Annotated in this window: 22 protein-coding genes; 14 read left to right on the top strand and 8 right to left on the bottom strand. The window is 65.0% G+C overall.

Features of this window, described 5'->3' with window-relative positions:
* Positions 1-122 precede the first annotated feature (122 nt).
* The 4 genes from icmF (at position 123) to AC1Q7Q_RS15735 (ending at position 6,918) form a co-directional block, all read left to right on the top strand.
* Complete coding sequence (gene icmF, locus AC1Q7Q_RS15750) at positions 123-3,443, top strand: fused isobutyryl-CoA mutase/GTPase IcmF (RefSeq protein ID WP_492375595.1); 3,321 nt, start codon at positions 123-125, stop codon at positions 3,441-3,443.
* Between the two features lie 111 nt (positions 3,444-3,554).
* The gene (locus tag AC1Q7Q_RS15745) at positions 3,555-3,989 is read left to right on the top strand and encodes an HIT family protein (protein WP_416050427.1); all 435 of its coding nucleotides are present in this window, start codon (positions 3,555-3,557) and stop codon (positions 3,987-3,989) included.
* Positions 3,990-4,061: 72 nt separating this feature from the next.
* On the top strand, positions 4,062-4,916 hold the full coding sequence (locus AC1Q7Q_RS15740; protein WP_150989583.1) for a 3-hydroxybutyryl-CoA dehydrogenase: 855 nt from the start codon (positions 4,062-4,064) through the stop codon (positions 4,914-4,916).
* A 457-nt stretch (positions 4,917-5,373) separates the two neighbouring features.
* Positions 5,374-6,918 (top strand): methyl-accepting chemotaxis protein, encoded by a 1,545-nt coding sequence (locus AC1Q7Q_RS15735; protein ID WP_492375596.1) that lies wholly within the window; start codon positions 5,374-5,376, stop codon positions 6,916-6,918.
* 58 nt (positions 6,919-6,976) lie between these two features.
* Here the strand turns inward: AC1Q7Q_RS15735 and AC1Q7Q_RS15730 are convergent, their stop codons facing one another.
* Positions 6,977-7,645 (bottom strand): Crp/Fnr family transcriptional regulator, encoded by a 669-nt coding sequence (locus AC1Q7Q_RS15730; protein ID WP_492375597.1) that lies wholly within the window; start codon positions 7,643-7,645, stop codon positions 6,977-6,979.
* A 236-nt stretch (positions 7,646-7,881) separates the two neighbouring features.
* Here AC1Q7Q_RS15730 and AC1Q7Q_RS15725 point away from each other — a divergent pair, with 236 nt between their 5' ends.
* The 7 genes from AC1Q7Q_RS15725 (at position 7,882) to AC1Q7Q_RS15695 (ending at position 16,564) form a co-directional block, all read left to right on the top strand.
* On the top strand, positions 7,882-9,852 hold the full coding sequence (locus AC1Q7Q_RS15725; RefSeq protein WP_492375598.1) for an AMP-dependent synthetase/ligase: 1,971 nt from the start codon (positions 7,882-7,884) through the stop codon (positions 9,850-9,852).
* 14 nt (positions 9,853-9,866) lie between these two features.
* Entirely contained in the window at positions 9,867-10,778 is a 912-nt protein-coding gene (locus tag AC1Q7Q_RS15720) for an ABC transporter ATP-binding protein (protein WP_150989595.1), read from the top strand.
* Positions 10,779-10,802: 24 nt separating this feature from the next.
* Positions 10,803-11,717, top strand: coding sequence for a branched-chain amino acid ABC transporter permease (locus tag AC1Q7Q_RS15715; protein ID WP_150989598.1), 915 nt, complete (start codon positions 10,803-10,805; stop codon positions 11,715-11,717).
* A gap of 26 nt (positions 11,718-11,743) precedes the next feature.
* The gene (locus AC1Q7Q_RS15710) at positions 11,744-12,820 is read left to right on the top strand and encodes a branched-chain amino acid ABC transporter permease (RefSeq protein WP_492375599.1); all 1,077 of its coding nucleotides are present in this window, start codon (positions 11,744-11,746) and stop codon (positions 12,818-12,820) included.
* An 87-nt stretch (positions 12,821-12,907) separates the two neighbouring features.
* A complete protein-coding gene (locus AC1Q7Q_RS15705) occupies positions 12,908-14,242 on the top strand; it encodes an ABC transporter substrate-binding protein (protein WP_253929709.1) in 1,335 nt (444 codons plus the stop codon).
* Positions 14,243-14,344: 102 nt separating this feature from the next.
* A complete protein-coding gene (locus AC1Q7Q_RS15700; RefSeq protein WP_492375605.1) occupies positions 14,345-15,160 on the top strand; it encodes an ABC transporter ATP-binding protein in 816 nt (271 codons plus the stop codon).
* A gap of 153 nt (positions 15,161-15,313) precedes the next feature.
* Complete coding sequence (locus tag AC1Q7Q_RS15695; protein WP_492375600.1) at positions 15,314-16,564, top strand: phenylacetate--CoA ligase family protein; 1,251 nt, start codon at positions 15,314-15,316, stop codon at positions 16,562-16,564.
* On the opposite strand, the gene AC1Q7Q_RS15690 is transcribed toward AC1Q7Q_RS15695, so the two are convergent.
* Entirely contained in the window at positions 16,555-17,007 is a 453-nt protein-coding gene (locus tag AC1Q7Q_RS15690) for a YbaN family protein (protein ID WP_492375601.1), read from the bottom strand. The two genes, AC1Q7Q_RS15695 and AC1Q7Q_RS15690, sit on opposite strands and share 10 nt — an antisense overlap.
* 5 nt (positions 17,008-17,012) lie before the next feature.
* Positions 17,013-17,990 carry an NAD(P)H-dependent flavin oxidoreductase gene (locus tag AC1Q7Q_RS15685; RefSeq protein ID WP_183032018.1) on the bottom strand — a complete coding sequence of 326 codons (978 nt, stop codon included), beginning with the start codon at positions 17,988-17,990 and terminating at the stop codon, positions 17,013-17,015.
* A gap of 290 nt (positions 17,991-18,280) precedes the next feature.
* On the opposite strand from AC1Q7Q_RS15685, the gene AC1Q7Q_RS15680 reads away from it, so the two are divergent.
* On the top strand, positions 18,281-19,168 hold the full coding sequence (locus tag AC1Q7Q_RS15680; RefSeq protein ID WP_492375602.1) for an RNA polymerase sigma-70 factor: 888 nt from the start codon (positions 18,281-18,283) through the stop codon (positions 19,166-19,168).
* 140 nt (positions 19,169-19,308) lie between these two features.
* Positions 19,309-19,761: a carboxymuconolactone decarboxylase family protein gene (locus AC1Q7Q_RS15675; RefSeq protein ID WP_416050346.1), complete on the top strand. Its 453-nt coding sequence runs from the start codon at positions 19,309-19,311 to the stop codon at positions 19,759-19,761.
* Between the two features lie 325 nt (positions 19,762-20,086).
* On the opposite strand, the gene AC1Q7Q_RS15670 is transcribed toward AC1Q7Q_RS15675, so the two are convergent.
* The 5 genes from AC1Q7Q_RS15670 to AC1Q7Q_RS15650 all read right to left on the bottom strand — a co-directional run bounded on the left by AC1Q7Q_RS15670 (position 20,087) and on the right by AC1Q7Q_RS15650 (position 24,216).
* On the bottom strand, positions 20,087-21,280 hold the full coding sequence (locus AC1Q7Q_RS15670; RefSeq protein ID WP_492375603.1) for a class I SAM-dependent rRNA methyltransferase: 1,194 nt from the start codon (positions 21,278-21,280) through the stop codon (positions 20,087-20,089).
* Positions 21,281-21,552: 272 nt separating this feature from the next.
* Positions 21,553-21,858, bottom strand: coding sequence for a YbeD family protein (locus AC1Q7Q_RS15665; protein ID WP_183032022.1), 306 nt, complete (start codon positions 21,856-21,858; stop codon positions 21,553-21,555).
* Positions 21,859-21,871: 13 nt separating this feature from the next.
* Complete coding sequence (locus AC1Q7Q_RS15660; protein WP_492374386.1) at positions 21,872-23,080, bottom strand: D-alanyl-D-alanine carboxypeptidase family protein; 1,209 nt, start codon at positions 23,078-23,080, stop codon at positions 21,872-21,874.
* A 72-nt stretch (positions 23,081-23,152) separates the two neighbouring features.
* On the bottom strand, positions 23,153-23,797 hold the full coding sequence (locus AC1Q7Q_RS15655; RefSeq protein ID WP_441632226.1) for an alpha/beta hydrolase: 645 nt from the start codon (positions 23,795-23,797) through the stop codon (positions 23,153-23,155).
* 98 nt (positions 23,798-23,895) lie between these two features.
* Positions 23,896-24,216 (bottom strand): (2Fe-2S) ferredoxin domain-containing protein, encoded by a 321-nt coding sequence (locus tag AC1Q7Q_RS15650; protein WP_267605322.1) that lies wholly within the window; start codon positions 24,214-24,216, stop codon positions 23,896-23,898.
* A gap of 420 nt (positions 24,217-24,636) precedes the next feature.
* Here AC1Q7Q_RS15650 and AC1Q7Q_RS15645 point away from each other — a divergent pair, with 420 nt between their 5' ends.
* Complete coding sequence (locus tag AC1Q7Q_RS15645) at positions 24,637-25,938, top strand: dicarboxylate/amino acid:cation symporter (RefSeq protein WP_492374388.1); 1,302 nt, start codon at positions 24,637-24,639, stop codon at positions 25,936-25,938.
* Positions 25,939-26,017: the final 79 nt, after the last annotated feature.

The following is a 26,017-nucleotide window of genomic DNA, read 5'->3' as shown; positions in this document are numbered from 1 at the left end:
CATATAATCAAGCCGTTGCGCCGGCACCAGCCAGACCGCTCGCGTGTCAGATCCGAGCCGCCTCCAGAGCGGCAGCCATGGACGTCATGCGACCAGCCAGAACACCGAACATGGTGGAGACAATGACCGATCTTTCCGATGTGCAGAAGGGCGCTCAACCCGGCGCTCAACCCGGCGCTCAACCGGGTGCTCCCCATCACGCGCAGGGACCGAAAGGGCCCGTCAACAAGGTGCGCTTTGTCACCGCGGCCTCGCTGTTCGACGGCCACGACGCTTCCATCAACATCATGCGGCGCATCCTGCAGTCCTCGGGCTGCGAGGTGATCCATCTGGGGCACAACCGCTCAGTGGAAGAGGTGGTCAGCGCGGCCTTGCAGGAAGACGTGCAGGGCATCGCCATCTCCAGTTACCAGGGCGGCCACGTCGAGTATTTCAAGTACATGGTGGACCTGCTGCGCCAGCGTGGCGGCGAGCACATCCAGTTGTTCGGCGGCGGCGGCGGCGTGATCGTGGCGGACGAGATCCGCGAGTTGCAAGCCTACGGCGTGGCACGGATCTTCAGCCCGGAGGACGGCCAGCGCCTGGGCCTGGAGGGCATGATCGCCGACATGGTGCAGCGCTGCGATATCGACCTGGCGCGCTATGCCCCCACCACGCTCGATGCGATGAAAGGCGGCGACCGCCGCGCGCTCGCGCAGCTGATCACGGCACTGGAAAACGGCAAGGCGGATCCCGCGCTGGCCGACGCCCTGCGCGCCGAGGCGGCCAAGGTGAAGACACCCGTGCTCGGCATCACCGGCACGGGCGGCGCGGGCAAATCCTCGCTGACCGATGAGCTGATCCGCCGCATCCGGCTGGACCAGCGCGATGCACTATCCATCGCGGTGATCTCGATCGACCCGTCGCGCCGCAAGTCCGGCGGCGCGCTGCTGGGCGACCGCATCCGCATGAACGCGATCAACCATCCGCACATCTTCATGCGCTCGATGGCCACGCGCGAGGCCGGCTCGGAGATCTCGCGGGCGCTGCCCGATGTGCTGGCGGCCTGCAAGGTGGCCGGCTTCGACCTGATCATCGTCGAGACCTCGGGCATCGGGCAGGGAGACGCGGCCATCGTTGCGCACGTGGACCTGTCGCTCTACGTGATGACCCCGGAGTTTGGCGCGGCCAGCCAGCTCGAGAAGATCGACATGCTGGACTTCGCGGATTTTGTCGCCATCAACAAGTTCGACCGCAAGGGCGCGCAGGACGCGTGGCGCGACGTGGCCAAGCAGGTGCAGCGCAACCGCGAGCAGTGGCATGCCAAGCCCGAGGAGATGCCGGTGTACGGCACCCAGGCGTCGCGCTTTAACGACGACGGCGTGACCATGCTCTACCAGGGCCTGCGCGAAGCGCTGTGCGCGCGCGGCATGCGTGCGCCGGCCGGTGTGCTGCCGCAGTTGAGCGGACGTGTCTCCACCGGCCAGAACGTGATCGTCCCGCCGGCGCGCAACCGCTATCTGGCCGAGATCGCCGACACGGTGCGCGCTTATCATCGCCGCGTGGACGCGCAGAGCCGGCTGGCGCGCGAGCGCCAGCAACTGCGCGAGGCGCGCCGCATGCTGCTGGCGGCCTCCGGTCAAGAGGGCCAGGGCGAAGCGCTGCAGGCTCTCGCCACCGAGCGCGACGCCGCGCTCGGCGCGCAGGAGCGCAAGCTGCTGGCGATGTGGCCGGAGATGCGCAAGGCCTACAGCGGCGACGAATACGTGGTGAAGATCCGCGACAAGGAAATCCGTACCGCGCTCACCACCACGACCTTGTCCGGCACCACGGTGCGCAAGGTGGTGCTGCCGCGCTTCGAGGACGATGGCGAAGTGCTCAAGTGGCTGCTGCGCGAGAACGTGCCTGGCAGCTTCCCCTACACCGCCGGTGTGTTCGCCTTCAAGCGCGAGAACGAAGACCCCACCCGCATGTTTGCCGGCGAGGGCGATGCCTTTCGCACCAACCGGCGCTTCAAGCTGGTCTCCGAGGGCCTGGATGCCAAGCGCCTGTCCACCGCCTTCGATTCTGTCACGCTGTACGGCGAGGATCCGCATACCCGCCCGGACATCTACGGCAAGGTCGGCAACTCGGGCGTGTCGATCGCCACGCTCGACGACATGAAGGTGCTGTACGACGGCTTCGACCTCACCAGCCCGTCGACCTCGGTGTCGATGACCATCAACGGGCCCGCGCCCACCATCCTGGCGATGTTCATGAACACCGCCATCGACCAGCAGCTCGACAAATTCCGCGCCGACAACAGCCGCGAGCCCACCGCCGACGAGGAAGCCAAGATCCGCGCGTGGGTGCTGCAGAACGTGCGCGGCACGGTGCAGGCCGACATCCTCAAGGAAGACCAGGGCCAGAACACCTGCATTTTCTCGACCGAGTTCTCGCTCAAGGTGATGGGCGATATCCAGGCGTACTTCGTCCATCACCAGGTGCGCAATTTCTACTCGGTGTCGATTTCCGGCTATCACATCGCGGAGGCGGGAGCGAACCCGATCTCGCAACTGGCGTTCACGCTGTCCAACGGCTTCACCTATGTGGAGGCGTACCTGGCGCGCGGCATGCATATCGATGACTTCGCGCCCAACCTGTCGTTCTTCTTCTCCAACGGCATGGACCCGGAATACAGCGTGCTGGGCCGCGTGGCGCGCCGCATCTGGGCGGTGACGCTGCGCGACAAGTACGGCGCCAATGAACGCAGCCAGAAGCTCAAGTACCACATCCAGACTTCCGGGCGCTCGCTGCACGCGCAGGAGATCGACTTCAACGACATCCGCACCACGCTGCAGGCGCTGATCGCCATCTACGACAACTGCAATTCGCTGCACACCAACGCGTACGACGAAGCCATCACCACGCCCACCGGCGAGTCGGTGCGCCGCGCGCTGGCGATCCAGCTCATCATCAACCGCGAGTGGGGCGTGGCCAAATGCGAGAACCCCAACCAGGGCAGCTTCCTGATCGATGAGCTGACCGACCTGGTGGAAGACGCGGTGATGCAGGAGTTCGAGCGCATCGCCGAGCGCGGCGGTGTGCTCGGCGCGATGGAGACGGGCTACCAGCGAGGCAAGATCCAGGACGAGTCGCTGTACTACGAGCAGCGCAAGCACGACGGCACGCTGCCCATCATCGGCGTCAATACGTTTCGCAATCCCAATGGCGACGCTACGCCGCAATCGCTCGAACTGGCGCGTTCCAGCGAAGAGGAGAAGCAGGGACAACTTGCGCGGCTGGCGGACTTCCACGCCCGTCATGCGGATGCGGCGCCGGCCATGCTGCAGCGGCTGCGCCAGGCTGTGATCGACAACGACAATGTGTTTGCGGTGCTGATGGATGCGGTGCGCGTGTGCTCGCTCGGGCAGGTCACGCATGCATTGTTTGAGGTAGGAGGCCAGTACCGCCGCAATATGTGATCCGTCCGCCAGGGGCTGTCTCGTGCGAGGCCCCTGCGTTAAACTTGGCGTTTGCGCCAGCCGCGTCGCCTTGCGGGCAGCGAGCGCCAGCGAAGATCAAGACCAAGACCAATCAGGAGTACCGTGTACGATCCCAACAATATCTTCGCCCGCATCCTGCGTGGCGAATTGCCTTGCAACAAGGTGTATGAAGACGCCGACACCATGGCCTTCATGGACATCATGCCGCAGTCGGATGGCCACGTACTGGTGGTGACCAAGGAACCCGCCGCCGAGTTGTTCGACCTTTCCGATGCTGGCGCCGAAGCCGCCATCCGCACCACCAAGCGCGTCGCCCGCGCGGTGCGCGCCGCCTTCTCGCCGGACGGCATCTCGATCGGCCAGTTCAACGGCGCCGCCGCGGGCCAGACCGTGCCGCACGTGCATTTCCACATCGTGCCGCGCTACGCCGAGCGCACCCTGCGCGGCCACGGCAGCGACATGCAGGATCCGGAAATCCTCAGCCAGCACGCCGAGCGCATCATTGCCGCGCTGCGCGAAGCCTGACCAGATACATCGGTGCGCCGTGACCGCAGCGCGCCACGCCAGAATCAAGCAACCAGCAACAAGGAAGACAAGATGGGAATCAGGACAGTGGGCATCGTAGGCGCCGGCACCATGGGCAACGGCATCGCGCAAGCGTGCGCCGTGGTGGGCCTGGACGTAGTGATGGTGGACATCAGCGACGCAGCGGTGAACAAGGGCATCGCCACCGTGGGCAGCAGCCTGGATCGCCTGATCAAGAAAGACAAGATCAGCGAAGCCGACAAGGACGCCGCACTCGCGCGCATCAAGGGCTCCACGTCCTATGACGCGCTCAAGGCCGCCGATATCGTGATCGAAGCCGCTACCGAGAACTTCGACCTCAAGGTCAAGATCCTCAAGCAGATCGACAGCATCGTCGGCGACAACGTGATCGTCGCGTCCAACACCTCATCGATCTCGATCACCAAGCTGGCCGCCGTCACCAGCCGCCCGGGCAATTTCATCGGCATGCACTTCTTCAACCCCGTGCCGATGATGGCCCTGGTGGAGTTGATCCGCGGCCTGCAGACCAGCGATGCCACGCACGCGCTGGTGGAAGAACTGTCGAAGAACCTCGGCAAGTACCCGATCACCGTGAAGAACAATCCGGGTTTCGTGGTCAACCGGATTCTCTGCCCGATGATCAATGAGGCGTTCTGCGTACTGGGCGAAGGCCTGGCGTCGCCGGAAGAAATCGACGAAGGCATGAAGCTGGGTTGCAACCACCCGATCGGCCCGCTGGCGCTGGCTGACATGATCGGCCTGGATACGATGCTGGCGGTGATGGAGGTGCTGTACACCGAATTTGCCGACCCGAAATACCGTCCGGCCATGCTGATGCGCGAAATGGTGGCGGCGGGTTATCTCGGCCGCAAGACCGGCCGCGGTGTGTACGTCTACAGCAAGTGACATTGAAGCAGTAAAAGGCTGAAAGTCCCCCTTCCTCACAGGCGGGGGGAGCCAAGAATGCTGGCAACGGAGCGATCCGTCGCCAGCTTTTTTTCGTTCGCGCAACGCCCCGGCCTGCGGGGTTCTCCAGCCTGTCGCGATCAATGAAAACTGCCTCTTGCAGCTCCTGGCTATTTGCTGTCTGCCTGGGTTTTTTAAATAAGAATCGATATCAATTTATTCTTAATAGCACGATCGTATTAAAAAATATTGTCAAGCTTGTGGTGACGAAAAATCCGACAAATGCTAGGTGAAATCAATCTCGATCAAGGTAAAGCCAGATGAATGGCTTATTCATCCCTGATCGCTAAAGCTTTGTATAGACATATCCGTAAACGCTGAGATGCACTACGCGCCGCCGCAGTCGTGGCACAGCCTGTGCGCCGCGCGTGCTTTGGAAAACCGATGGGGAATCTTTATGCGCAACAACCAACCCGTCTCGCAGCGCGAATACGAACTGCCTGAGAATGCGACGCTGATGTCGACCACTGACACCGAGAGCCGCATTGCCTATGCCAACGCGGCCTTCGTCGATGTCAGTGGATTCACACGCGAGGAAATCCAGGGCCAGCCCCACAATATCGTGCGGCACCCGGATATGCCGGCCGAGGCCTTCGCCGATATGTGGGCCACGCTCAAGAGCGGCGAGCCCTGGACGGCGCTGGTGAAGAACCGGCGCAAGGACGGCGACCATTACTGGGTACGCGCCAATGCCATGCCGCTAGTGCGCAATGGCAAGCCGGTGGGGTACATGTCGGTGCGCACCAAGCCCTCGCGCGAGGAGATTGACGCCGCCGGGCGGCTCTACCAGGACTTTCGCGAGGGTAGTGCGGGCCAACGGCGTTTTCACAAGGGTCTGATCATTCAGGGCGGCTGGAAGCGGTGGGCGTCGGCCTTCAAGACCATGCCGGTGCGCTGGCGCATCCGCGGCGCCCTGGCAACCTTGCTGCCGGCCTCGGTCATTGGTGCCGCGGCGCTTGGCATGAGCGGGATGCCGCTGGCCGGCCTGGGCGGCATCGTCGCCGCCATGTTGCTGTTGGTCTCCGGCTGGCTGGAGGCGCAGATCTCGCGGCCATTGGAGCGGGTCATGGCACAGGCCCTGCGCGTGGCGTCCGGCGAAAGCCAGCAGGTCGAGCATCTGGACCGCGTGGACGAGATCGGCATGACGCTGCGCACGATCAGCCAGCTTGGCCTGATGTTTCGCTGGCTGATCGACGATGTGAGCGAGCAGGTGCTGAACGTGCAAGGCGCAAGCAGCGAGATCGCGCAGGGCAATAGCGACCTGAGCGTGCGTACCGAGCAGGCGGCATCCAACGTACAGGATACGGCGTCGTCGATGACGCAGATGACGGCCACGGTCAAGAGCAATGCCGAGACCGCGGCGCAGGCAAACGAGTTGTCCGGCTCCGCCAGTACCGAGGCGGCCAAGGGCGGCAAGGCGATGTCGCAGGTGGTGGCGACCATGGAGGAAATCAGCAGCAGCTCGAAGCGGATCGGCGACATCATCAGCGTGATCGACGGCATCGCCTTCCAGACCAATATCCTTGCGCTGAATGCCGCGGTGGAAGCCGCGCGGGCCGGGGAACAGGGCAGGGGCTTCGCGGTGGTGGCCGGCGAGGTGCGCGGGCTCGCGCAGCGCAGCGCCAGCGCGGCCAAGGAGATCAAGGCGCTGATCGGCGCCAGCGTGGAAAAGGTCGACTCGGGGGCGCAACTGGTCAACGACGCCGGCCAGACCATGGATAACATCGTGGCCCAGGTCCGGCGCGTCTCCGACCTGATCGCCGAGATCAGCCTGGCTACGTCCGAGCAGAGCGCGGGCATCAGCCAGGTTGGCGATGCCATCGGCGACCTCGACCGCATCACCCAGCAAAACGCGGCGCTGGTGGAGCAGAGCGCGGCCGCCGCACAGAGCCTGAAACAACAGGCCAACCGGCTGGTGGAAGCGGTCAGCGTATTCCGTTGACTGCGCGCCACGCCGCATCGGGCTATGCCGCAAGATAGCTGCGAGGGGCGTGGCGGCCCTACTCGCCGTACTGCCGCAGCCCTTCCAGGTCCAATACCTCGATCACGCCATAGTCGACCTTCACCAGTCCCTGCTGCTCCAGCACCTTCAGCGCCTGGTTGGCCCGCTGCCGCGATATGCCCGCCAGCAGTCCGATTTCTTCCTGCGAAATCTCCAGCGTGGTTCCCAGGCCAGGGTACAGGTGCTCATTGAACAGCGACGACACGGCGCGCGCCACACGCGAATCGATATCGAGCAGCCGCTCGTATTCCACGGCGGCAATGAACTGTCCCAGCCGCTCATTGAACTGCGTCAGCAGGAACCGCGTGAACGGCAAGCTGGTATCCAGCAACCACTGAAAAGTCTCGCGCGGCAGGAACGCAATGCGCGAGCGCCGCAGCGCCATCACGTCATACTTGCGGATTTCGCCCTTGAGCACGGCACCTTCGCCAAACCAGCCTCCCGTAGGCACGCCGGTGAATGTGACCGACTTGCCGGAAGGCGATACGGTAGTGATCTTGACGATCCCTTCCAGCACACCCAGCCAGTGTTCCGCCATATCGCCTTTATGGCAGACATAGTCGCCCTGGCTATATTCGCGCACGCACATGGCGCGGCGGACGATGTCGCGTTGTTCTTCGCTGAGGTCGGCTGCCCACACGCAGCGGTCGACGAAATCGTTGAGCATGGCCTGGGAACCTTCCCGTAGGGATTAACCCGGAATTGTCATCGGCGTGACAACCGGGGGAAATGGCATGGACTATCTTACGATCACCACGAACCGCGAATGCGCGCCAGGACAGGCGCGGCGGGCTTGTTGCGTCGCGGCACAAACACCGCCGGGCAAAACAGGCCAAGTATAACCAGCGGCAGCAGGCTTGGCACCGGTGGCGGACCCCCGCGCCGGAGGGACAGGAGATATCCATGCAGGAACCGTCGGCGACGACCTTCCCGCGCTTGTTGCTTGCGCATGCGCAGCAGCGGCCGGAAAGCCCGGCTTACCGTGAGAAGGATCTCGGGATCTGGCAAACCTATAGCTGGGCGCAGACCGCGCAGGAGGTGCGCGCGCTAGCGTGCGGCCTGGCTGCGCTGGGCTTTGCCCGCGGCATGAACCTGGCGGTGGTCGGCGACAACCGGCCGCGCCTGTACTGGGCCATGAGCGCGGCGCAGTCCATGGGCGGCGTGCCGGTGCCGCTTTACCAGGATGCCATTGCCGGCGAGATGATCTATGTGCTGAACGATGCCGAGATCGACTTCGCCATCGTGGAGGACCAGGAGCAGGTGGACAAGCTGCTGGAGGTGGAGGAGCAGCTTGCCGCGCAGGGCCGCAAGGTGCGCCACATCATCTATGAAGACCCACGCGGGCTGTGCGACTACGATCATCCGGCGTTGATGTCTTACCAGCGCCTGCAGGAGATCGGCCGCGAGTTCGATCGCGCCAATCCCGGCTACTTCGATGCGGCCGTTGCCGCGGGCGAGCCTGACGATACCGCCATCATCCTCTACACCTCCGGCACCACCGGCAAGCCCAAGGGTGTGTGCCACTCGCATCGCGGCCTGATCGGCGCGGCGCGCAACGGCTGCGCGTTCGATGGCCTGACCGCGAAGGACGATGTGCTGTCCTACCTGCCGATGGCATGGGTGGGCGACAACCTGTTCTCGTACGCGCAGGCCATGGTGGCGGGCTTTACCGTGAACTGCCCGGAGTCGCGCGAGACGGTGATGACCGACCTGCGCGAGATCGGTCCCACCTATTACTTCGCGCCACCGCGCATCTATGAAAACCTGCTCACGCAGGTGATGATCCGCATGGAAGATGCGGGCTGGATCAAGCGCAAGCTCTTTCACTGGGCCATGGGCGTGGCGCGCCGCTGCGGCACCGACATCCTCGATGGCAATCCGGTGCCGCTGGCCGACCGCCTGCGCTACGCGGCCGGCGAGGCGCTGATCTTCGGGCCGCTGCGCAATGTGCTCGGCATGAGCCGCATCCGCGTGGGCTACACGGCGGGCGAGGCGATTGGCCCGGACCTGTTCCGCTTCTATCGCTCCATCGGTGTCAACCTCAAGCAGTTCTACGGCCAGACCGAAACCTGCGCCTATGTCTGCCTGCAGCCGGACGGCAAGGTCAAGTTCGATTCGGTCGGGCCCGCCGCGCCGGGCATGGAGATCCGCATTGCCGAGAACGGCGAAGTGCTGGTGCGTGGCGTGGGCTTGTTGAAGGCCTACTACAAGCGCGAGGATGCCACCCGCGAGGCGATCAACGACCAAGGCTATTTCATGACCGGCGATGCTGGCGTGATCGACGCCGATGGCCACCTCAAGATCATCGATCGCGCGAAGGACGTGGGCAAGCTGTCCGACGGCGCCATGTTCGCGCCCAAGTACATCGAGAACAAGCTCAAGTTCTTTCCCTATATCAAGGAAGCGGTGGCGTTCGGCACCGGCCGCGACAGCGTCTGCGCGTTCATCAACATCGATTTCGATGCCGTGGGCAACTGGGCCGAGCGGCGCCACCTGGCCTATGCGGGCTACATCGACCTGGCGGCGCAGCCAGAGGTGATCGCCATGATCGGCGAGTGCGTCGAGCAGGTGAATGCCGACCTTGCCGCCGATGCCATGCTGGCTGGCTCGCAGGTTTCGCGCTTCCTGATCCTGCACAAGGAACTCGATCCGGACGACGATGAGCTCACCCGCACGCGCAAGGTGCGTCGTGGCTATATCGCCGAGAAATACGCGTCGCTGATCGAAGCGCTGTACGCCGGCAAGCCGGAGCAGTTCATCGAGACGCGCGTGAAGTTCGAGGACGGGCGTGAAGGCAGCGTCTCGGCCACGTTGAAGCTGGTCGATGTAAAGCGCTTCCCCCCGGCCACCGCCGGTGCGAAGCGCGCAGCATGAGCAGGGGCGAGAGGATGACGCAAATGGCATGGCAAGGCGTGGGGCGCGGCGGCGATGGCCAGCCGGCGTGGAGCGGCGCGTCCGCGGGGGCAGGGGCAACAGCAACGGCACAAGCGCTCGGCGGGGTTCAGATGGAGCATGCGCAGGTGCGCAAGGCCGGCGACGTGATACTCGACCTGCAGAATATTTCGTTGGCCTTCGGCGGCGTGAAGGCGTTGACCGATATCTCGTTTGACGTGCGCGAGCATGAGATCCGCGCCATCATCGGCCCCAACGGCGCGGGCAAGAGCTCGATGCTCAACGTGATCAACGGGGTCTACCACCCGCAGCAAGGGCGCATCGTGTTTCGTGGCGAGGAACGGCGCAAGATGCATCCCACCGCCGCGGCGCGCCAGGGCATCGCGCGCACTTTCCAGAATATCGCGCTGTTCAAGGGCATGACCGTGCTCGACAACATCATGACCGGGCGCAACACCAGGTTCCGCAGCGGCCTGCTGGCCAATGCGCTGTGGTGGGGCCCGGCGCGCAACGAGGAAATGCAGCACCGGCGCAAGGTCGAGGAGGTGATCGATTTCCTCGAGATCCAGGCGATCCGCAAGACGCCGGTGGGGCGCCTGCCCTACGGCTTGCAAAAGCGCGTGGAGCTGGCACGTGCGCTGGCGGCTGAGCCTTCGATGCTGCTGCTCGACGAGCCGATGGCCGGCATGAACGTGGAAGAGAAGCAGGACATGTGCCGCTTCATCCTGGACGTGAACCACCAGTTCGGTACCACCATCGTGCTGATCGAGCACGACATGGGCGTGGTGATGGACATCTCCGACCGTGTGGTGGTGCTGGACTACGGCAAGAAGATCGGCGACGGCACGCCGGAAGCGGTGAAGGCCAACCCGGATGTGATTCGCGCCTATCTGGGCGCTGGTCACTGATGCAGTTGCAAGACAAGGACAACCATGACGTTCTTCTTTGAAATCCTGATCGGCGGCTTATTGTCGGGGTTGATGTACTCGCTGGTGGCGCTCGGGTTCGTGCTGATCTACAAGGCATCGGGCGTGTTCAACTTCGCGCAGGGCGCGATGGTGTACTTTGCCGCGCTGGCGGTGGTGGGGCTGATGGACAAGGGCCTGCCAATGTGGGCGGCCGTGATCGGCGCGTTTGGCGTGATGGTGGTGGTCGGCATCAGCACCGAACGGCTGGTGCTGCGCAAGCTGGTGAACCAGCCACCCATCACGCTGTTCATGGCCACCATCGGGCTGTCCTTCTTTCTCGAGGGGTTGGGGCCGCTGTTGTTCGGCAATGAAGTGCGCCCGATCAACCTCGGCATCGTCGACGAGCCCATCGAAGCCATCCTGACGCGCTTCAATATCGTGGTATCCAAGTTCGACCTGGCGGCGGCGGGTATCGCCGCCGTCCTGGTGGGCACGCTGGCGCTGTTCTTCCAGTACACCAAGGTGGGCCGTGCATTGCGCGCGGTGGCGGACGATCACCAGGCCGCGCTGTCGCTGGGGATTCCGCTGCAGCATATCTGGGCCATTGTCTGGGGCGTGGCGGGCTTCGTGGCGCTGGTGGCGGGCATGCTGTGGGGCTCGCGCAATGGCGTGCAGTTTGCGCTGACGCTGACCGCGTTGAAGGCGTTGCCGGTGCTGATCCTGGGCGGTTTTACCTCGGTGCCCGGCGCCATCGTTGGCGGGCTGATCATCGGGGCTTCGGAGAAGCTGGCCGAGATCTATATCCCGCCCGTGTTCCAGTCCGCGTTCGGCGGCAACTTCGGTGGCATCGAAGGCTGGTTCCCCTATGTGTTTGCGCTGTTGTTCCTGCTGGTGCGGCCCGAGGGGCTGTTCGGTGAGAAACACATCGATCGTGTCTGACCGGCCCGCGCCTCAGGAGAGAAAACATGTTCTACCGTGAATCCGGCCAGTTCAAGACCACCTACGTTGCCGATAGCCAGATCTTCCCCATCCGCCAGGACCGCATCGGCTTTGCGGTGCTGATGGCGGTGGCCTTCGTGGCGATCCCGCTGCTGGGTTCGGAGTACTGGTTCTCGGCCATCCTGATCCCGTTCCTGATCTTCGCGCTGGCCGCGCTCGGGCTCAATATCCTCACGGGCTACGCGGGGCAGCTCTCGCTTGGCACCGCGGCCTTCATGGCGGTGGGCGCTTACGCGGCCTACAACTTCCAGCTGCGCATCGAGGGCCTGCCGGTGCTGCTGACCTTTATCCTCGCCGGCTTATCGGCGGCGATGGTAGGCGTGGCGTTCGGCTTGCCGTCGCTGCGCATCAAGGGCTTCTACCTTGCGGTGGCGACGCTGGCAGCGCAGTTCTTCGTGGTGTGGGCGCTGACCAAGTTTCCCTGGTTCTCCAACAACAGCTCATCGGGCGTGATCACCGCGCAGCAGTTGAGCCTGTTCGGCATCGCCATCGATACACCGGTGAAGAAGTACCTCTTCGTGCTGATGCTGGTGACGGTGCTGGCCATCGTGGCCAAGAACCTGGTGCGCTCCTCCACCGGGCGCGCCTGGATGTCGGTGCGCGACATGGACGTGGCGGCGGAGGTGATCGGCATTGCGCTGATGCGCACCAAGCTGCTGGCCTTTGCCGTCAGCTCGTTCTACTGCGGCGTGGCGGGCGCGCTCTATGCGTTCTGCTACCTGGGCTCGGTCGAGCCGGACGGTTTCTCGCTCGACCTTTCCTTCCGCGTGCTGTTCATGATCATCATCGGCGGCGTGGGCAGCATCCTTGGCTCGTTCCTGGGCGCGGCCTTCATCCTGCTGCTGCCGATCTTCCTGGACATCGCGCTGCCGCCGCTGGCCGCGCTGCTGCACCTGCCCTTTACCAACGCCGCCGTGTCGCATATCCAGTTGATGGTGTTCGGCGGGCTGATCATCTTCTTCCTGGTGGTGGAGCCGCATGGCCTGGCACGGCTGTGGCAGATCGCGAAGGAGAAGCTGCGGCTCTGGCCATTCCCCCATTGAGTCTCATCGCATTGACGTTTTTTGGTTCGGAACAAGACAAACGGGTATTCCATAACAAACACACCTGCCAAGGTGAAGGAGACTGTCATGACCATCCTGATTCGCAATCTGCAGCGCATAGCCCTGGCGGTGGGGGCGTCGGCTGCGCTGCTGGCGCCGCTGGCGGTGCAGGCACAAAGCGGCGAGCAGTTCGTCGCGCTGCCCAGCTATCGCGTCGGCCCCTATGGCGCCAACGGACAGTCCTTTTATGGCGGCTTCGTCGACTACCTGAACTACGTCAACCTCAAGGACGGGGGCGTGAACGGCGTCAAGCTGTCGTGGGAAGAGTGCGAGACGGAGTACAACAACGCCAAGGGCGTGGAGTGCTATGAGCGGCTCAAGGGCAAGAGCCCCGTCAGCAAGGGCACCGCGTACCACACCATGTCGACCGGCATCTCCTACGCGCTGGTGGACAAGACCGCGGCCGACAAGGTGCCGCTGGTGATGATGGGCTATGGCCGCACCGATGCGGTCGACGGTTCGGTCTTCCCCTACGCCTTCCCGCTGGTCACCACCTACCAGATGCAAGTCTCGGCCATCGTCAAGTTCCTGGCGGGCAAGAACGGCGGCTCGCTGGCCGGCAAGAAGATCGTCTACCTGTATCACGACTCCGCCTATGGCAAGGAGCCGATCGTGGCGCTGGAAGCCGAAGCCAAGCTCGGCAAGTTCAACCTGGTCGAGATCCCGGTGGCGCACCCCGGCAACGAGCAGGGCGCGCAGTGGCTGAAGATCCGCCAGGAGAATCCTGACTACGTGATCTTCTGGGGCTGGGGCGTGATGAACCAGACCGCGCTCAAGGCGGCGCAAAAGGTGGGCTTCGCACGCGACAAGATGATTGGCTCGTGGTGGGCAGGTTCGGAAGAAGACACCGTGCCCGCCGGCGATGCCGCCAAGGGCTATATGAGCGCAACCTGGAACGTGGCGGGCAAGGGCGTGCCGCTGATCGCCGATATCGACAAGGTGGTCTACGGCGCCGGCAAGGGCAATATGCAGGACCGCAACAAGGTTGGCTCGGTGCTCTACAACCGTGGCGTATCCGCGGCCGTGGTGACAGTGGAAGCGATCCGCGTGGCGCAGGCCAAGTATGGCAAGGGCAAGGTCATGAGCGGCGAAGACATGCGCTGGGCATTCGAGAACCTGAACGTGAACAATGCGCGCCTGCAGCAGCTGGGCGCCACGGGCTTGCTGCCGGAGATCAAGACCAGCTGCGACAACCACGAAGGCTCGGGCAAGGTGAAGATCCAGCAGTGGGATGGCACCAAGTGGGTGGTGGTGTCGGACTGGATCGAAGGCAACAAGAACCTGATCCATCCGCTGTTCAAGGCGAGTGCCGCGCAGTTCGCGAAAGAGAAGGGCATCTCGCCTGCGTGCATGAAGTCTTGATCCGGGCGCTGCAAGGCGTTTGTTGATTGTTGTCGACTCCGCTCGCCCGCATGCGGGCGAGCGGAGATGAAGCCAGCCAGGAACCACCAACCGAGCCGCACCATGAGCCTGTTGTCCGTCAACAATATCGAAGTCATCTACGACCACGTCATCCTGGTGCTCAAGGGCGTTTCCCTCGACGTGCCCGAGGGGCGGATCGTGGCGCTGCTGGGCGCAAACGGCGCGGGCAAGACCACCACGCTCAAGGCCATCTCCAACCTGCTGCATGCCGAGCGCGGCGATGTCACCAAGGGCTCGATCGAGTACCGCGGCAACCGGGTCGACCGGCTTACGCCCAACGAGCTGGTCAAGCGCGGGGTGATCCAGGTGATGGAGGGGCGGCATTGCTTCGCGCACCTGACGCTGGAGGAAAACCTGCTGACCGGCGCCTATACGCGCGGCTTGTCGCGCAGCGAAACACGCGATGCGCTGGAGCGCATCTACGATTACTTCCCACGCCTGAAGACGCGCCGCAAGTCGCAGGCGGGCTACACCTCGGGCGGCGAGCAGCAGATGTGCGCGATCGGCCGGGCCATGATGGCCAAGCCCAGCATGATCCTGCTCGATGAGCCATCGATGGGGCTGGCGCCACAGATCGTGGAGGAGATCTTCGAGATCGTGCGCGACCTGAACCAGCGCGAGAGGGTCAGCTTCCTGCTGGCCGAGCAGAACACCATGGTGGCGCTGCGCTATGCGGACTACGGCTACATCCTGGAGAACGGCCGCGTGGTGATGGATGGCGCGGCCGAGGCGCTGCGCACGAATGAGGATGTGAAGGAGTTCTACCTGGGCGTCGCCGCGAATGATGGAGAGGGCGGCGGGAGAAGCTCCTTCCGTGACGTAAAGAGCTATCGCCGGCGCAAGCGCTGGCTCGCCTGAGCAGCGCGAACAAGCCTGCTGCGCGACCCGTGCGCGCCAGCGCTCCGCCAATCCGCCACGGGCCGCTCGCCACGGCTTGTTCGCCCTTCTCGATGCGCATCCGGCTTTAAACAGTACGGTTCATCACGCGACTACCTACGCGAACTACGCACCATGCCTGAATACTTCGATTCGCTTGAAACGCGCGCCCCGGCCGTCCGCACGCTGGCCTTGCTGGACGCATTGTCGCGCCAGGTTGCACATGCCAAGGCGCATGCGCCTTATTTTGCGGAGGTGCTGCGCGACGTGGATCCGCGCGCGCTGGACTCGCGCGCCGCGCTGGCGGCGCTGCCAGTGACGCGCAAGTCCGAGCTGACGGCTCGGCAGAGGATCATGCCGCCGCTGGGCGGGCTGAATGCGACGCCGCTCGGCGGCCTGCGCCACATCTTCCAGTCGCCCGGCCCGATCCACGAACCCGACGGGCATGGCGCCGACTGGTGGCGGATCGCGCGTGCCATGTTCGCGGCGGGCTTCCGCTCGGGCGATCTCGTCTACAACACCTTCTCCTACCACTTCACGCCGGCCGGCATGATGATGGAAACCGGCGCCCATCGGCTGGGGTGCTGTGTGTTCCCGGCGGGCGTGGGACAGACCGAATCGCAGGTGCAGGCGATGGCGAGCCTGCAGCCGGCGGCCTACGCGGGCACGCCATCCTTTCTCAAGCTGCTGCTGGAGAAGGGCGACGAGCTCGGCTTGCCCTGCCAGGGCCTGACGAAGGCGCTGGTGTCTGGCGAGGCATTGCCGCCATCGCTGCGCGCCTGGTTCACCGAGCGCGGCATCCGCGTGCAGCAGATGTACGGCAGCGCCGACGTGGGCCTGATCGCCTACGAGACCCAGGGCGGCGACGGCTGGGTGCTGGACGAGAACGTGCTGGTGGAGATCGTCGAGCCGGGCGGCACGCAGCCCATGCCTGACGGCGAGACCGGCGAGGTGGTGGTCACGGTGCTGGGCAATGGCGACTATCCGCTGATTCGCTTCGGCACGGGGGACCTGTCGGCGTTCGTGGCCGGTTCGAACGAGCGCGCCAGCCCGTGCGGGCGCACCAACCAGCGGCTCAAGGGCTGGCTGGGACGCGCCGACCAGACCACCAAGGTCAAGGGCATGTTCGTGCATCCCGGACAGGTGGGCGAGGTGGTGCGGCGCCATCCCGAGGTGCGTGCCGCGCGCCTGGTGGTGACGGGCAGCGTGGGTGCCGACGTGATGACGCTGCATTGCGACGCCGCGCGCGACGATGCGGCACTGGCGCAGGCCATTGGCGAATCGCTGCGCGAGGTGATGCGCCTGCGCGGCGAGGTGCGCTTCGTGGCAGCGGGCTCGCTGCCGCAGGATGGCAAGGTGATCGAGGACGCGCGGCGTTACGACTGAGCGCGGTTGCGGCCCGGGGACGGTGCCGCATGGCCGCCGGTGGGGCGCGTCGGCAGCCACAGCAGCCACGCGCTGACGGCCGCGGCGATGGTGACCAGCGTCAGCGAAGCCAGCGCTCGCTCGCGCATCAGCCATGCGGTGGTGCCCATCGACAGCCACATCATGCTGATGGCCAACTGCTTGGCGCGCAAGGGAATGCTGCGGTGGGCCTGCCAGTCACGCACCAGCGGGCCGAAGCGCGGATGCGCAAGCAGCCGCGCATGGAAACGCTCCGAGCCACGCGCGAAACACGCGGCGGCCAGCAAGACGAAGGGCGTGGTCGGCAGCACTGGCAGGAAGATGCCGACGATGCCCAGCAGCAGGCTGAGCACGCCAAGCGCCACCCACAGCCCGCGCAGCGCGCGTTGCCTGCGGCTGCGCACGGCGGGTGGGGCGGCTGGCAACGCGCTCAGACCGCGAGCCCCAGGCGGGCGCGCGCGTCGTTGTACTCGGCCTTCATGCGCGCCACGATTTCGCCAGCGGTGGGGATGTCGTGGATCTGGCCCACGCCCTGGCCGGCGCCCCAGACGTCCTTCCATGCCTTGGCCTTGGAGGCGCCGCTGGAAAAATCCATCTTGGTCTTGTCCGCCTGCGGCAGGTTGGCGGGATCCAGCCCCGAGGCCTCGATGCTCTCGCGGATGTAGTTGCCGTGCACGCCGGTAAACAGGTTGGTGTAGATGATGTCGGCCGCGGCGGAAGTGGTGATCGACTGCTTGTAGGACTCGCTGGCATGGGCTTCCTGCGAGGCAATGAAGCGGGTGCCGACGTAAGCGAAGTCCGCGCCCATGGCCTGCGCGGCCAGCACGGATTCGCCGGTAGCAATCGAGCCCGACAGTGCGATCACGCCGTCGAAGATCTTGCGCACTTCGCCCACCAGCGCGAACGGCGACAGCGTGCCGGCATGGCCGCCGGCGCCAGCCGCCACCAGGATCAGCCCGTCCACGCCGGCCTCGATAGCCTTCTCGGCGTGGCGGATGCTGATCACATCGTGCAGCACGATGCCGCCATAGCTGTGCACGGCGTCGATCATCTCCTTGGGCGGCGCGCGCAGCGAGGTGATGAAGATGGGCACCTTGTGGTCCACGCACACCTTGATGTCGTGCTCCAGGCGCACATTGGAGGTGTGCACGATCTGGTTGACGGCGATCGGCCCGACCGGCTTGCCCGGGTTGGCGGCGCGGAAGGCGGCGAGATCGTCTTCCATCTGGGTGAGCCAGTCGCCCAGCATCTCGGCAGGGCGCGCGTTCAGCGCGGGGAAGGAGCCGACGATGCCGGCCTTGCACTGCGCCAGCACCAGCTCGGGGTAGCTGACGATGAACATCGGCGAGGAAATCACGGGCAGCGCCAGGTTTTGCAGGACCTGGGGCAATTGTTTGGCGGCGGGCATGGCGTCTCCTGGACCACGAACGGGCGCCGGTGGCGCCCTGGATATGAACGATCGTTCGATTATAGGGAGTTTCGGCTGGCGGGCGTTAGACGGGCGTTAGAAGGGGCTGTCTACCGGGGGCCATCCACCGAGGCAAGCTGCGGGGACAGTCCTTGGGCCGAGTCTGCGCCGGAACCCGCACCGGCAGCAAGTAACATGGCGGCATGCATTTCGTGGCCGGCGCTGTCACAAAACGGCTGGCCGCCGCGTCTTGTATCCATATCAACCACCGGACCATTATTGCCCCGATCATGCGTTCCAGCGCCTTGCCCGCCGACCCTGAGGTGTTCGCCACATTGCGTCCGCGCCTGTTTTCCATCGCTTACCGCATGCTCGGCACCCGGGCGGACGCCGAGGACGTGCTCCAGGATGCCTGGCTGCGCTGGGACCGAGCGGACCACGCCGCGCTGGCGTCGGCCGAGGCCTGGCTGGTCACGGTGGTCACGCGGCTGGCCATCGACCGCCTGCGCGCGGCCAAGGCCGAGCGCGAGGCCTATGTAGGGTGGTGGCTGCCCGAGCCGCTGGTGGAACTGGACGAGCGCACACCGGAGGCCGCGGCCGAGATGGCGAGTGAGCTGTCGGTGGCCTTCCTGTGGGTGCTGGAGCGCTTGTCCGCCGACGAACGCGCGGCCTTCCTGCTGCGGCAGGTGTTCGATCACGACTATGCCGAGATCGCGGCGCTGCTCGGCAAGAGCGAGGCTGCCTGCCGGCAGATGGTGCACCGGGCCTCAGAGCGCGTGCAGCAACAGCGCCCGCGCTTCGACGTGCCCAAAGACACCCATCGGCGCTTGCTGGAAACCTTCATGCAGGCCGCGCGCAGCGGCGAGATGGACGCCATCAAGGCGGTGCTTGCCGATGACGTGCAGATCATCGGCGATGGCGGCGGCAAGGTGACTTCGTTCGTCAAGGTGGTGCATGGCGCGGACAACATTGCCCGGCTGTACCGGCATATGGCTCAGCGTCATGGCGACGCGCAGGTCTACCGCTTCGCCTGGATCAACGGCGAGCCGGGATTGCTGCGCTATGTGGACGGGCAGCTTGAGTCCGCGCAGGCTTTCCTGATCGACGGCGAGCGCATTGCCGCGATCTACTCGGTGCGCAATCCGGACAAGCTGGCGGGCGTTCCTCCACTTTCTTGAGGTGCGCTGTCACAAATGCCTGGGCCCCCGCGTCTTGACTGCATGGGGGCCGCAAGGGGCGGCCTTCGCAACGCAAGCGGTCCCACGAGATCTCGCCGGATTTCACCGGATCTCACGAGCCCGCGCCAAAAGGCCAAGCCATGACCCACACCATCCGTCTCCCGTACTTCCAGCGCGCTCCCAAATCCTTCAAGGCACTGCTTGACCTGTCCGCCATCATCCAGAATGGCTTGCTCGGCAAGCGCCTTGTCGACCTGGTATTCCTGCGCGTGTCGCAAATCAACGGCTGCGGCTTCTGCATCGACATGCACTGGCGCGACCTGATCCGCCAGGAGGTGGATCCGCGCCATCTCAACGCCGTTGCCGGCTGGCGCGAAGCGCCGTTCTTCAGCGAGCGCGAGCGCGCGGCATTGCGCTGGGCGGAGATCGTCACCGCCACGCCGCACAGCGACGCGAGCGACGAGGAGTTTGCCGCTTTGCGCGCGCACTTTTCCGATGAAGAGATCGCCGAGCTTGGCTTTGCCATTGTCACGATCAACGCGTGGAATCTGCTCAATGTGAGCTTTCGCAACCCGATCCCGGAAAAGGCATGACGCGCAAAAAGGCATAGCGCCAGCCCGCAGCTCGCGCGTGTCGTCCTTGCCTTCACCGCGTACGCTGTAGCCCTCCCCGGGCGGAACGGCGAACAAAAAAAACCCCGCTACGCCGCGGGGCAACTACCACGAAGACTGATAGGAAGAGGCGGGAGGGCACCTGCCAATGCCGCATCCGCACAGCGGACTATAGGCGGCGTTTATGACGGACTGAAGGCGCTCGCGTGAAGACGGGATGACGGCCGCAAGCGCGGCGTGCCCATGAAAAAACGGCGCCCCGGGGCGCCGTCTCTTCCTGGCCTGTCGCTTCGGGTTCAGACCCGTTTCAGATCTTTTCCAGCAACAGGCCCTTGAGGTACTCGCCTTCGGGGAAGGCTGCCAGCATCGGGTGATCGGTGCCGGCCGAGAGGCGTCGCAGGATGCGCGCATCGGCGCGGGCATCGGTCGCCGCGCCCGCCACGATCTTCTGGAACAGCTCCATGCTGATCGCGCCGGAACATGAGTAGGTGAACAGCAGGCCACCCGGGCGCAGCAACTGCAGGCCGACCAGGTTGATCTCCTTGTAGGCGCGCGCGGCGCGGTCGATGTGCTGGGCCGACGGCGCGAACTTGGGCGGGTCCAGCACGATCAGGTCGAACTGGCGGCCGTCGGCGCGGAACTGGCGCAGCGACTTGAACACATCGGCGTCGAGCCAGGCCGCACGCTCGGGGTCGAAGCCGTTGAGGGCGACGTTGCCCGCGGCGGTCTTGAGCGCCTCGCCGGAGGAGTCGATCGAGGTCACCGACGTGGCGCCGCCGCGCAGCGCCGCCAGCGAGAAGCCGCCGGTGTAGCAGAAGCAGTTGAGCACTTCGCGGCCATTGGCCAGATCGCCTACCAGCTTGCGGTTGTCGCGCTGGTCGACATAGAAGCCGGTCTTGTGGCCGCTCTTCACGTCCACGTAATAGCGCACGCCGTGCTCGGTCACGCTGAGTTCGGGGTCAGGCTCGGCGCCGGCCAGCACGCCGGTCACCAGCGGCAAGCCTTCGCGCTCGCGCACGGCGGCGTCGGAGCGCTCGTACACGTTCGGGCAGCCGGTTTCCTTGACCAGCGCCTGCACCAGCGCGTCCTTCCAGGCTTCGACCCCGGCCGCGTTGAACTGGCACACCAGCTGGCCGTTGGCGCCGCTACCGTAGTAGTCGACGATCAGGCCCGGCAGGCGGTCGGATTCACCGAAGATCAGGCGCACGGCGTCGCTGTCTTTCACCCACTGCTTGCGATGCGCAAGGGCGGCGGACACGCGCCGCTTGAACATGGCGTGATCGACCGGCTCGTTCTCGTCGAAGCTCCACACCCGCACGCGAATCTGGGAAGAGGGGCTGTACGCCCCGCGCGCCAGGAAGCGGCCGTCGGCGGCGCGCACGATCACGGTACTGCCGGGCTCGCAGCGGCCTTCGACGGTATCCACGCCGGTGGCGTAGACCCAGGGGTGGCGGCGCAGCAAGGATTTTTCCTTGCCGGGCTTGAGGGTGATGGTGTTCATGATTTGTTGTATTAGGCGCCAGACGAAGCCGAGCGAACAGGCCAGCCCGGTCCGAAGTGCCTGATTGTTGTTACTCCCTCTCCCCTCGGGGGGAGAGGGGCGGGGAGAGGGGTGGCTTAGCTAGGAGCCACAACAAGCGGAGCCAGTGTTTTTGTCCAGCACGGTAGCCATGGATACGCTCGCCCTCTTCCGCCACGCGGGAGAGGGGAGCCACGCAGTGCATGGCGGGAGGATGACGGCAAGCTCGCCGGCCCCCTACACCGCTTAACCGGCTACAGCACCACCTTCACCATCGGGTGCGACGTCAGCGCGCGGTACAGCTCGTCGAGCTGTTCGCGGCTGGTGACCCAGACCGTGACGGTCAGGCCGAGGTAGTTGCCCTTGGCTGAAGGGCGCATCTCCATCTTGCCGGCGTGGAAGTCGGGATCGAAGCCTTGCACCAGCGTCACGATGGCTTCGGCAAAGCCATCCTGCATGCTGCCCATCACCTTGATGGGGAAATGGCTGGGGTACTCGATCAGCGACTCGGCCGGCGGGATGTCGCCCGGCTTGCCCTGGTCGGAATTGTCGGCGCTCATTTCAATGCCCTCCTTACTTGCGCTTGAACCACAAGCGGATGGTATCCCACAGGCGGCCGAAGAAGCCGGCCTCGGGCACGTCTTCCAGCGCTACCACCGGGAACTCGGCTACCTTGGTGGCGCCGTCCATCAGCTTGACCGTGCCGACCTGCTGGCCGGCGGTGAGCGGCGCCACCAGCAGTTCCTGGCGCTCCAGCACCGGCTTGATGCGCCCGCCCGTGCCCTTGGGCACGGTGATGTAGGTCTCGTCCTTGACGCCGATCTTGACGGTGGGTGCCTTGCCCTTGTAGATGTCCGGCGTGGCCAGCACCTGGCCGCGGTCGTACAGGCGCAGCGTGTCGAAGAACTGGAAGCCGTAGTTCAGGATCTTCAGGCTTTCCTGCGTGCGGACCGCTTCGGTGGTGGTGCCGATCACGATCGAGACCAGCCGGCGCGAGCCGTTAGGCACATTGGCCAGCGGACGCTTGGCCGAGGAGATCAGGCAATAGCCGGCCGACTTGGTGTGGCCGGTCTTGAGGCCGTCCACGGTGGGGTCGATGTAGAGCAGGCGGTTGCGGTTGGGCTGGCGGATCTTGTTGTAGGTGAATTCCTTCTGCGAGTACATGCTGTAGTACTCGGGGAAGTCCTTGATGATCCGCGTGGTCAGCGTGGCCAGGTCCATGGCCGTGGTGTAGTGGTTCGGGTCGGGGATGCCGTCGGTGTTGCTGAAGTGGGTGTTCTTCATGCCCATGCGCTGGGCCTCGCGATTCATCATCGCCACGAAGCCCTCTTCCGAGCCGCCCACGGCTTCGGCCAGCGCCAGCGCCGCGTCATTGCCCGATTGCACGATCAGGCCCAGCAGCAGGTCCTGCACGCTGACCGGCTTGTTGGCTTCCAGGAACATGCGGGATTCGTCGCTCTTGACCTTCTGCACGATCGTGGTCGGCACCACGGTCTGGTCCAGCGTGAGGCGCTTTTCCTTGAGTGCCGAGAAAGCCAGGTAGGCGGTCATCAGCTTGGTCAGCGAAGCCGGCTCGATGCGCACATCGGCGTTCTGCGAAGCCAGGGCCTGGCCGCTGGTGACGTCAAACAGCATCCAGGACTTGGCCGCCACCTGCGGCATCGGCACGCCCTGGGCGCGCACGGGAGCCGGGGCAAGCACGACGGCGGCGCCGACGATGGCTGCTGTGACCAGGGCGGATGTGTTGGCGGACGCGAAAAGCGGCGTGGCTCTATTCAACATGTTTCAGTTTCCGGCAAAAAAAAGGGGCGGGGAGTGCATCCGGTGACATGGCGGGGCGGCGCGCCGCCCCCGTCACTGGTCCCACGCATTGACGACGAGCTGCTTGATCAGGTGCAGCTTGCGATGAAAGAAGTGGTCGGCGCCGGGGATCACGATCACCGGCAGTTCCTGCGGACGGGCCCAGTCGAACACGCTCGCCAGCGGCACGGTATCGTCCTGCTCGCCGTGGATGACGATGGTGTCGGCCGGCACGTGGGCGACTTCCCAGCGGCTGGCGGCGGTGCCCACCATGGCCAGGCGCTGCACCGGCGTGCCTGCCTCGGCCAGGCGCCTGGCGACGTGGCTGGCCACGAAGCTGCCAAACGAGAAGCCGGCCAGCGCCAGCGGCAGCGTGGCGGCATCCGGCGACCACGCGGACTGGGTGCGCATCCAGTCGATGACAGCCAGCAGGTCGTCCTGCTCGCCCACGCCGTTGTCGTGGCTGCCGGCGGTGCCGCCGACGCCGCGGAAGTTCGGGCGCACGGTGGCGTAGCCAAGCTGCACGAAACTGCGTGCCAGCGTCTGCGCTACCTTGTTGTCCTTGGTGCCGCCGAACAGCGGATGCGGGTGGGCCACCAGCGCGAGCCCGCGCGGGGCGCCGGCCTGGGGCAGGTCGACTGAAACGTCGATGGCGCCGACGGGGCCGGCGACGGTAAGTACCTGGGTATGCGCGTTCATGGAAACAGGAAGCAGGGTGGCTGGCTCTGGCGCCGTGGCGCCCGGGTTTCAGTGATTCAGCGTTTCAGCGTCTCGGCCGAGGCCGGGGCTGAGGTCAATCAGTGATCGACCATCAGGCGTTCGACCGGCTTGCCGCCCACCAGATGGCTCTCGATGATCTCGTCGATGTCCTGCTCGTCGACGAAGGTGTACCAGACGGCCTCGGGATAGACCACCAGCACCGGCCCGAGTTCACAGCGGTTCAGGCAGCCAGCCTTGTTGATGCGCACGCGGCCTTCGCCGCCGGAGATGCCAAGCGCCTTGCAGCGCTTCTTGGCGTATTCCTGCATGGCCTGGGCGTTATGCGCGCCGCAGCAGGCGCCGCCGTCCTCGCGCTGGTTGAGGCAGAAGAAAACGTGGTGCTGGTAGTGGCTGCGCATGCGTGGTGGGCGTATCGGCGGCGGCAACACAGCAGGCAAAGAGTGCCCGGGGCGCGCGCCGGCCGCCAGGAATGGGTGGAAGGGCTGAATTATACGGCGTCATGGGGGGCGGTTCGACGCTTTGGGGACCCACTTCGATGCCGCGCGTGTGCCGCGCGTACTGCGCCGCGGCCACGGGTGGCGTCGCGCGCACCCGCACCGGCCGGATCGTCCGGATCTCCGGACGGCCGGATTCCGGAATTCCGGAAAATCGGAGTGAGGCGTCGTCCGCTTTGCCAGCTTCCTTTTGAAATCAGTCACTTGGCGACACCGGCCGGCCTGGCACGGCGGTTGCGATGCTTAAGGCAGACGCGCTCCATTTGCAGGGCGCGCGAACCTGCCGCTGTGCGGCGGCGGGCACGGTCAAATACCGAGGACGACATCATGAGGAAACCCTTTTACAAGATCCTGTACGTGCAGGTGCTGTTCGCCATCGCGGTGGGCATCGTGCTCGGGCATTTCTGGCCCGCTACGGGCGTAGCCATGAAGCCGCTGGGGGATGGCTTCATCAAGCTGATCAAGATGATCATCGGTCCGATCATCTTCTGTACCGTGGTGTCCGGTATCGCCGGCATGCGCGACATGAAGAAGGTGGGCCGGGTCGGCGGCAAGGCGCTGCTGTATTTCGAGGTGATTTCCACCTTCGCGCTGCTGATCGGCCTGCTGTCCGCGCACCTGCTCAAGCCGGGCGTGGGCTTCAACATCGATCCGGCCACGCTCGACACCAAGGCGATCTCGCAGTACGTGACGCAGGCGCATGGCCAGAGCACGGTCGAGTTCTTCATGCACATCATCCCGGACACGATGGTCAGCGCGTTCGCCAATGGCGACATCCTGCAGATCCTGCTGATTTCCCTGTTCTTCGGCTCGGCACTGGCGGCCATGGGCGACCGCTCGAAGATCGTGTTCGACTTCGTCGAGCAGGTCTCCAAGGTGTTCTTCCACATCGTTCACGTGATTACCAAGGTGGCCCCGCTGGGCGCGTTCGGCGCGATGGCCTTCACCATTGGCAAGTACGGCCTCGGTTCGCTGGTGCCGCTGCTCAAGCTGATCGGCACCTTCTACTTCACCGCGATCGTCTTCGTGGTGGTGGTGCTGGGCACGGTGGCGCGCCTGACGGGCTTCAACATCTTCCGCTTCATTTCCTACATCAAGGAGGAACTGCTGATCGTGCTGGGCACCAGCTCGTCGGAAGCCGCGCTGCCACACCTGATGGAAAAGCTGGAAAAGCTGGGCTGCTCCAAATCGGTGGTGGGGCTGGTGGTGCCCACGGGCTACTCCTTCAACCTGGATGGCACCAACATCTACATGACCATGGCGGTGCTCTTCATCGCCCAGGCCACCGGCATCGAACTCACGTTGCTGCAGCAGCTTACCGTTCTGGGCGTGGCCATGATCACCTCCAAGGGTGCCAGCGGCGTGACCGGCTCCGGCTTCATCACGCTGGCCGCCACGCTGGCGGTGGTGCCGGACATTCCGGTGGCGGGCATGGTGCTGATCCTCGGCATCGACCGCTTCATGAGCGAATGCCGCGCGCTGACCAATATCATCGGCAATGGCGTGGCGACGGTGGTGATGTCGGCGTGGGAGCACGAACTCGACCGCGCGCAGCTTGACCGCGTGCTGCGCCGTGGCGGCGATGAAACGGCCGAACTTGCCGAAGCCGGCCCCGGCGTCCGCTGAGGTCCCGGCCTCCGGAGCGGCGGCGCCAGCCGGCGCCGCTCGCCAGCGGGTATCATCGGCGCGTGTCCCTTCGCATGCG

Source organism: Cupriavidus sp. GW823-FHT07A04 (assembly GCF_058794615.1).
Note: the sequence above shows the minus strand (reverse complement) of the source record. Positions and strands in the feature narration are given on the sequence as shown.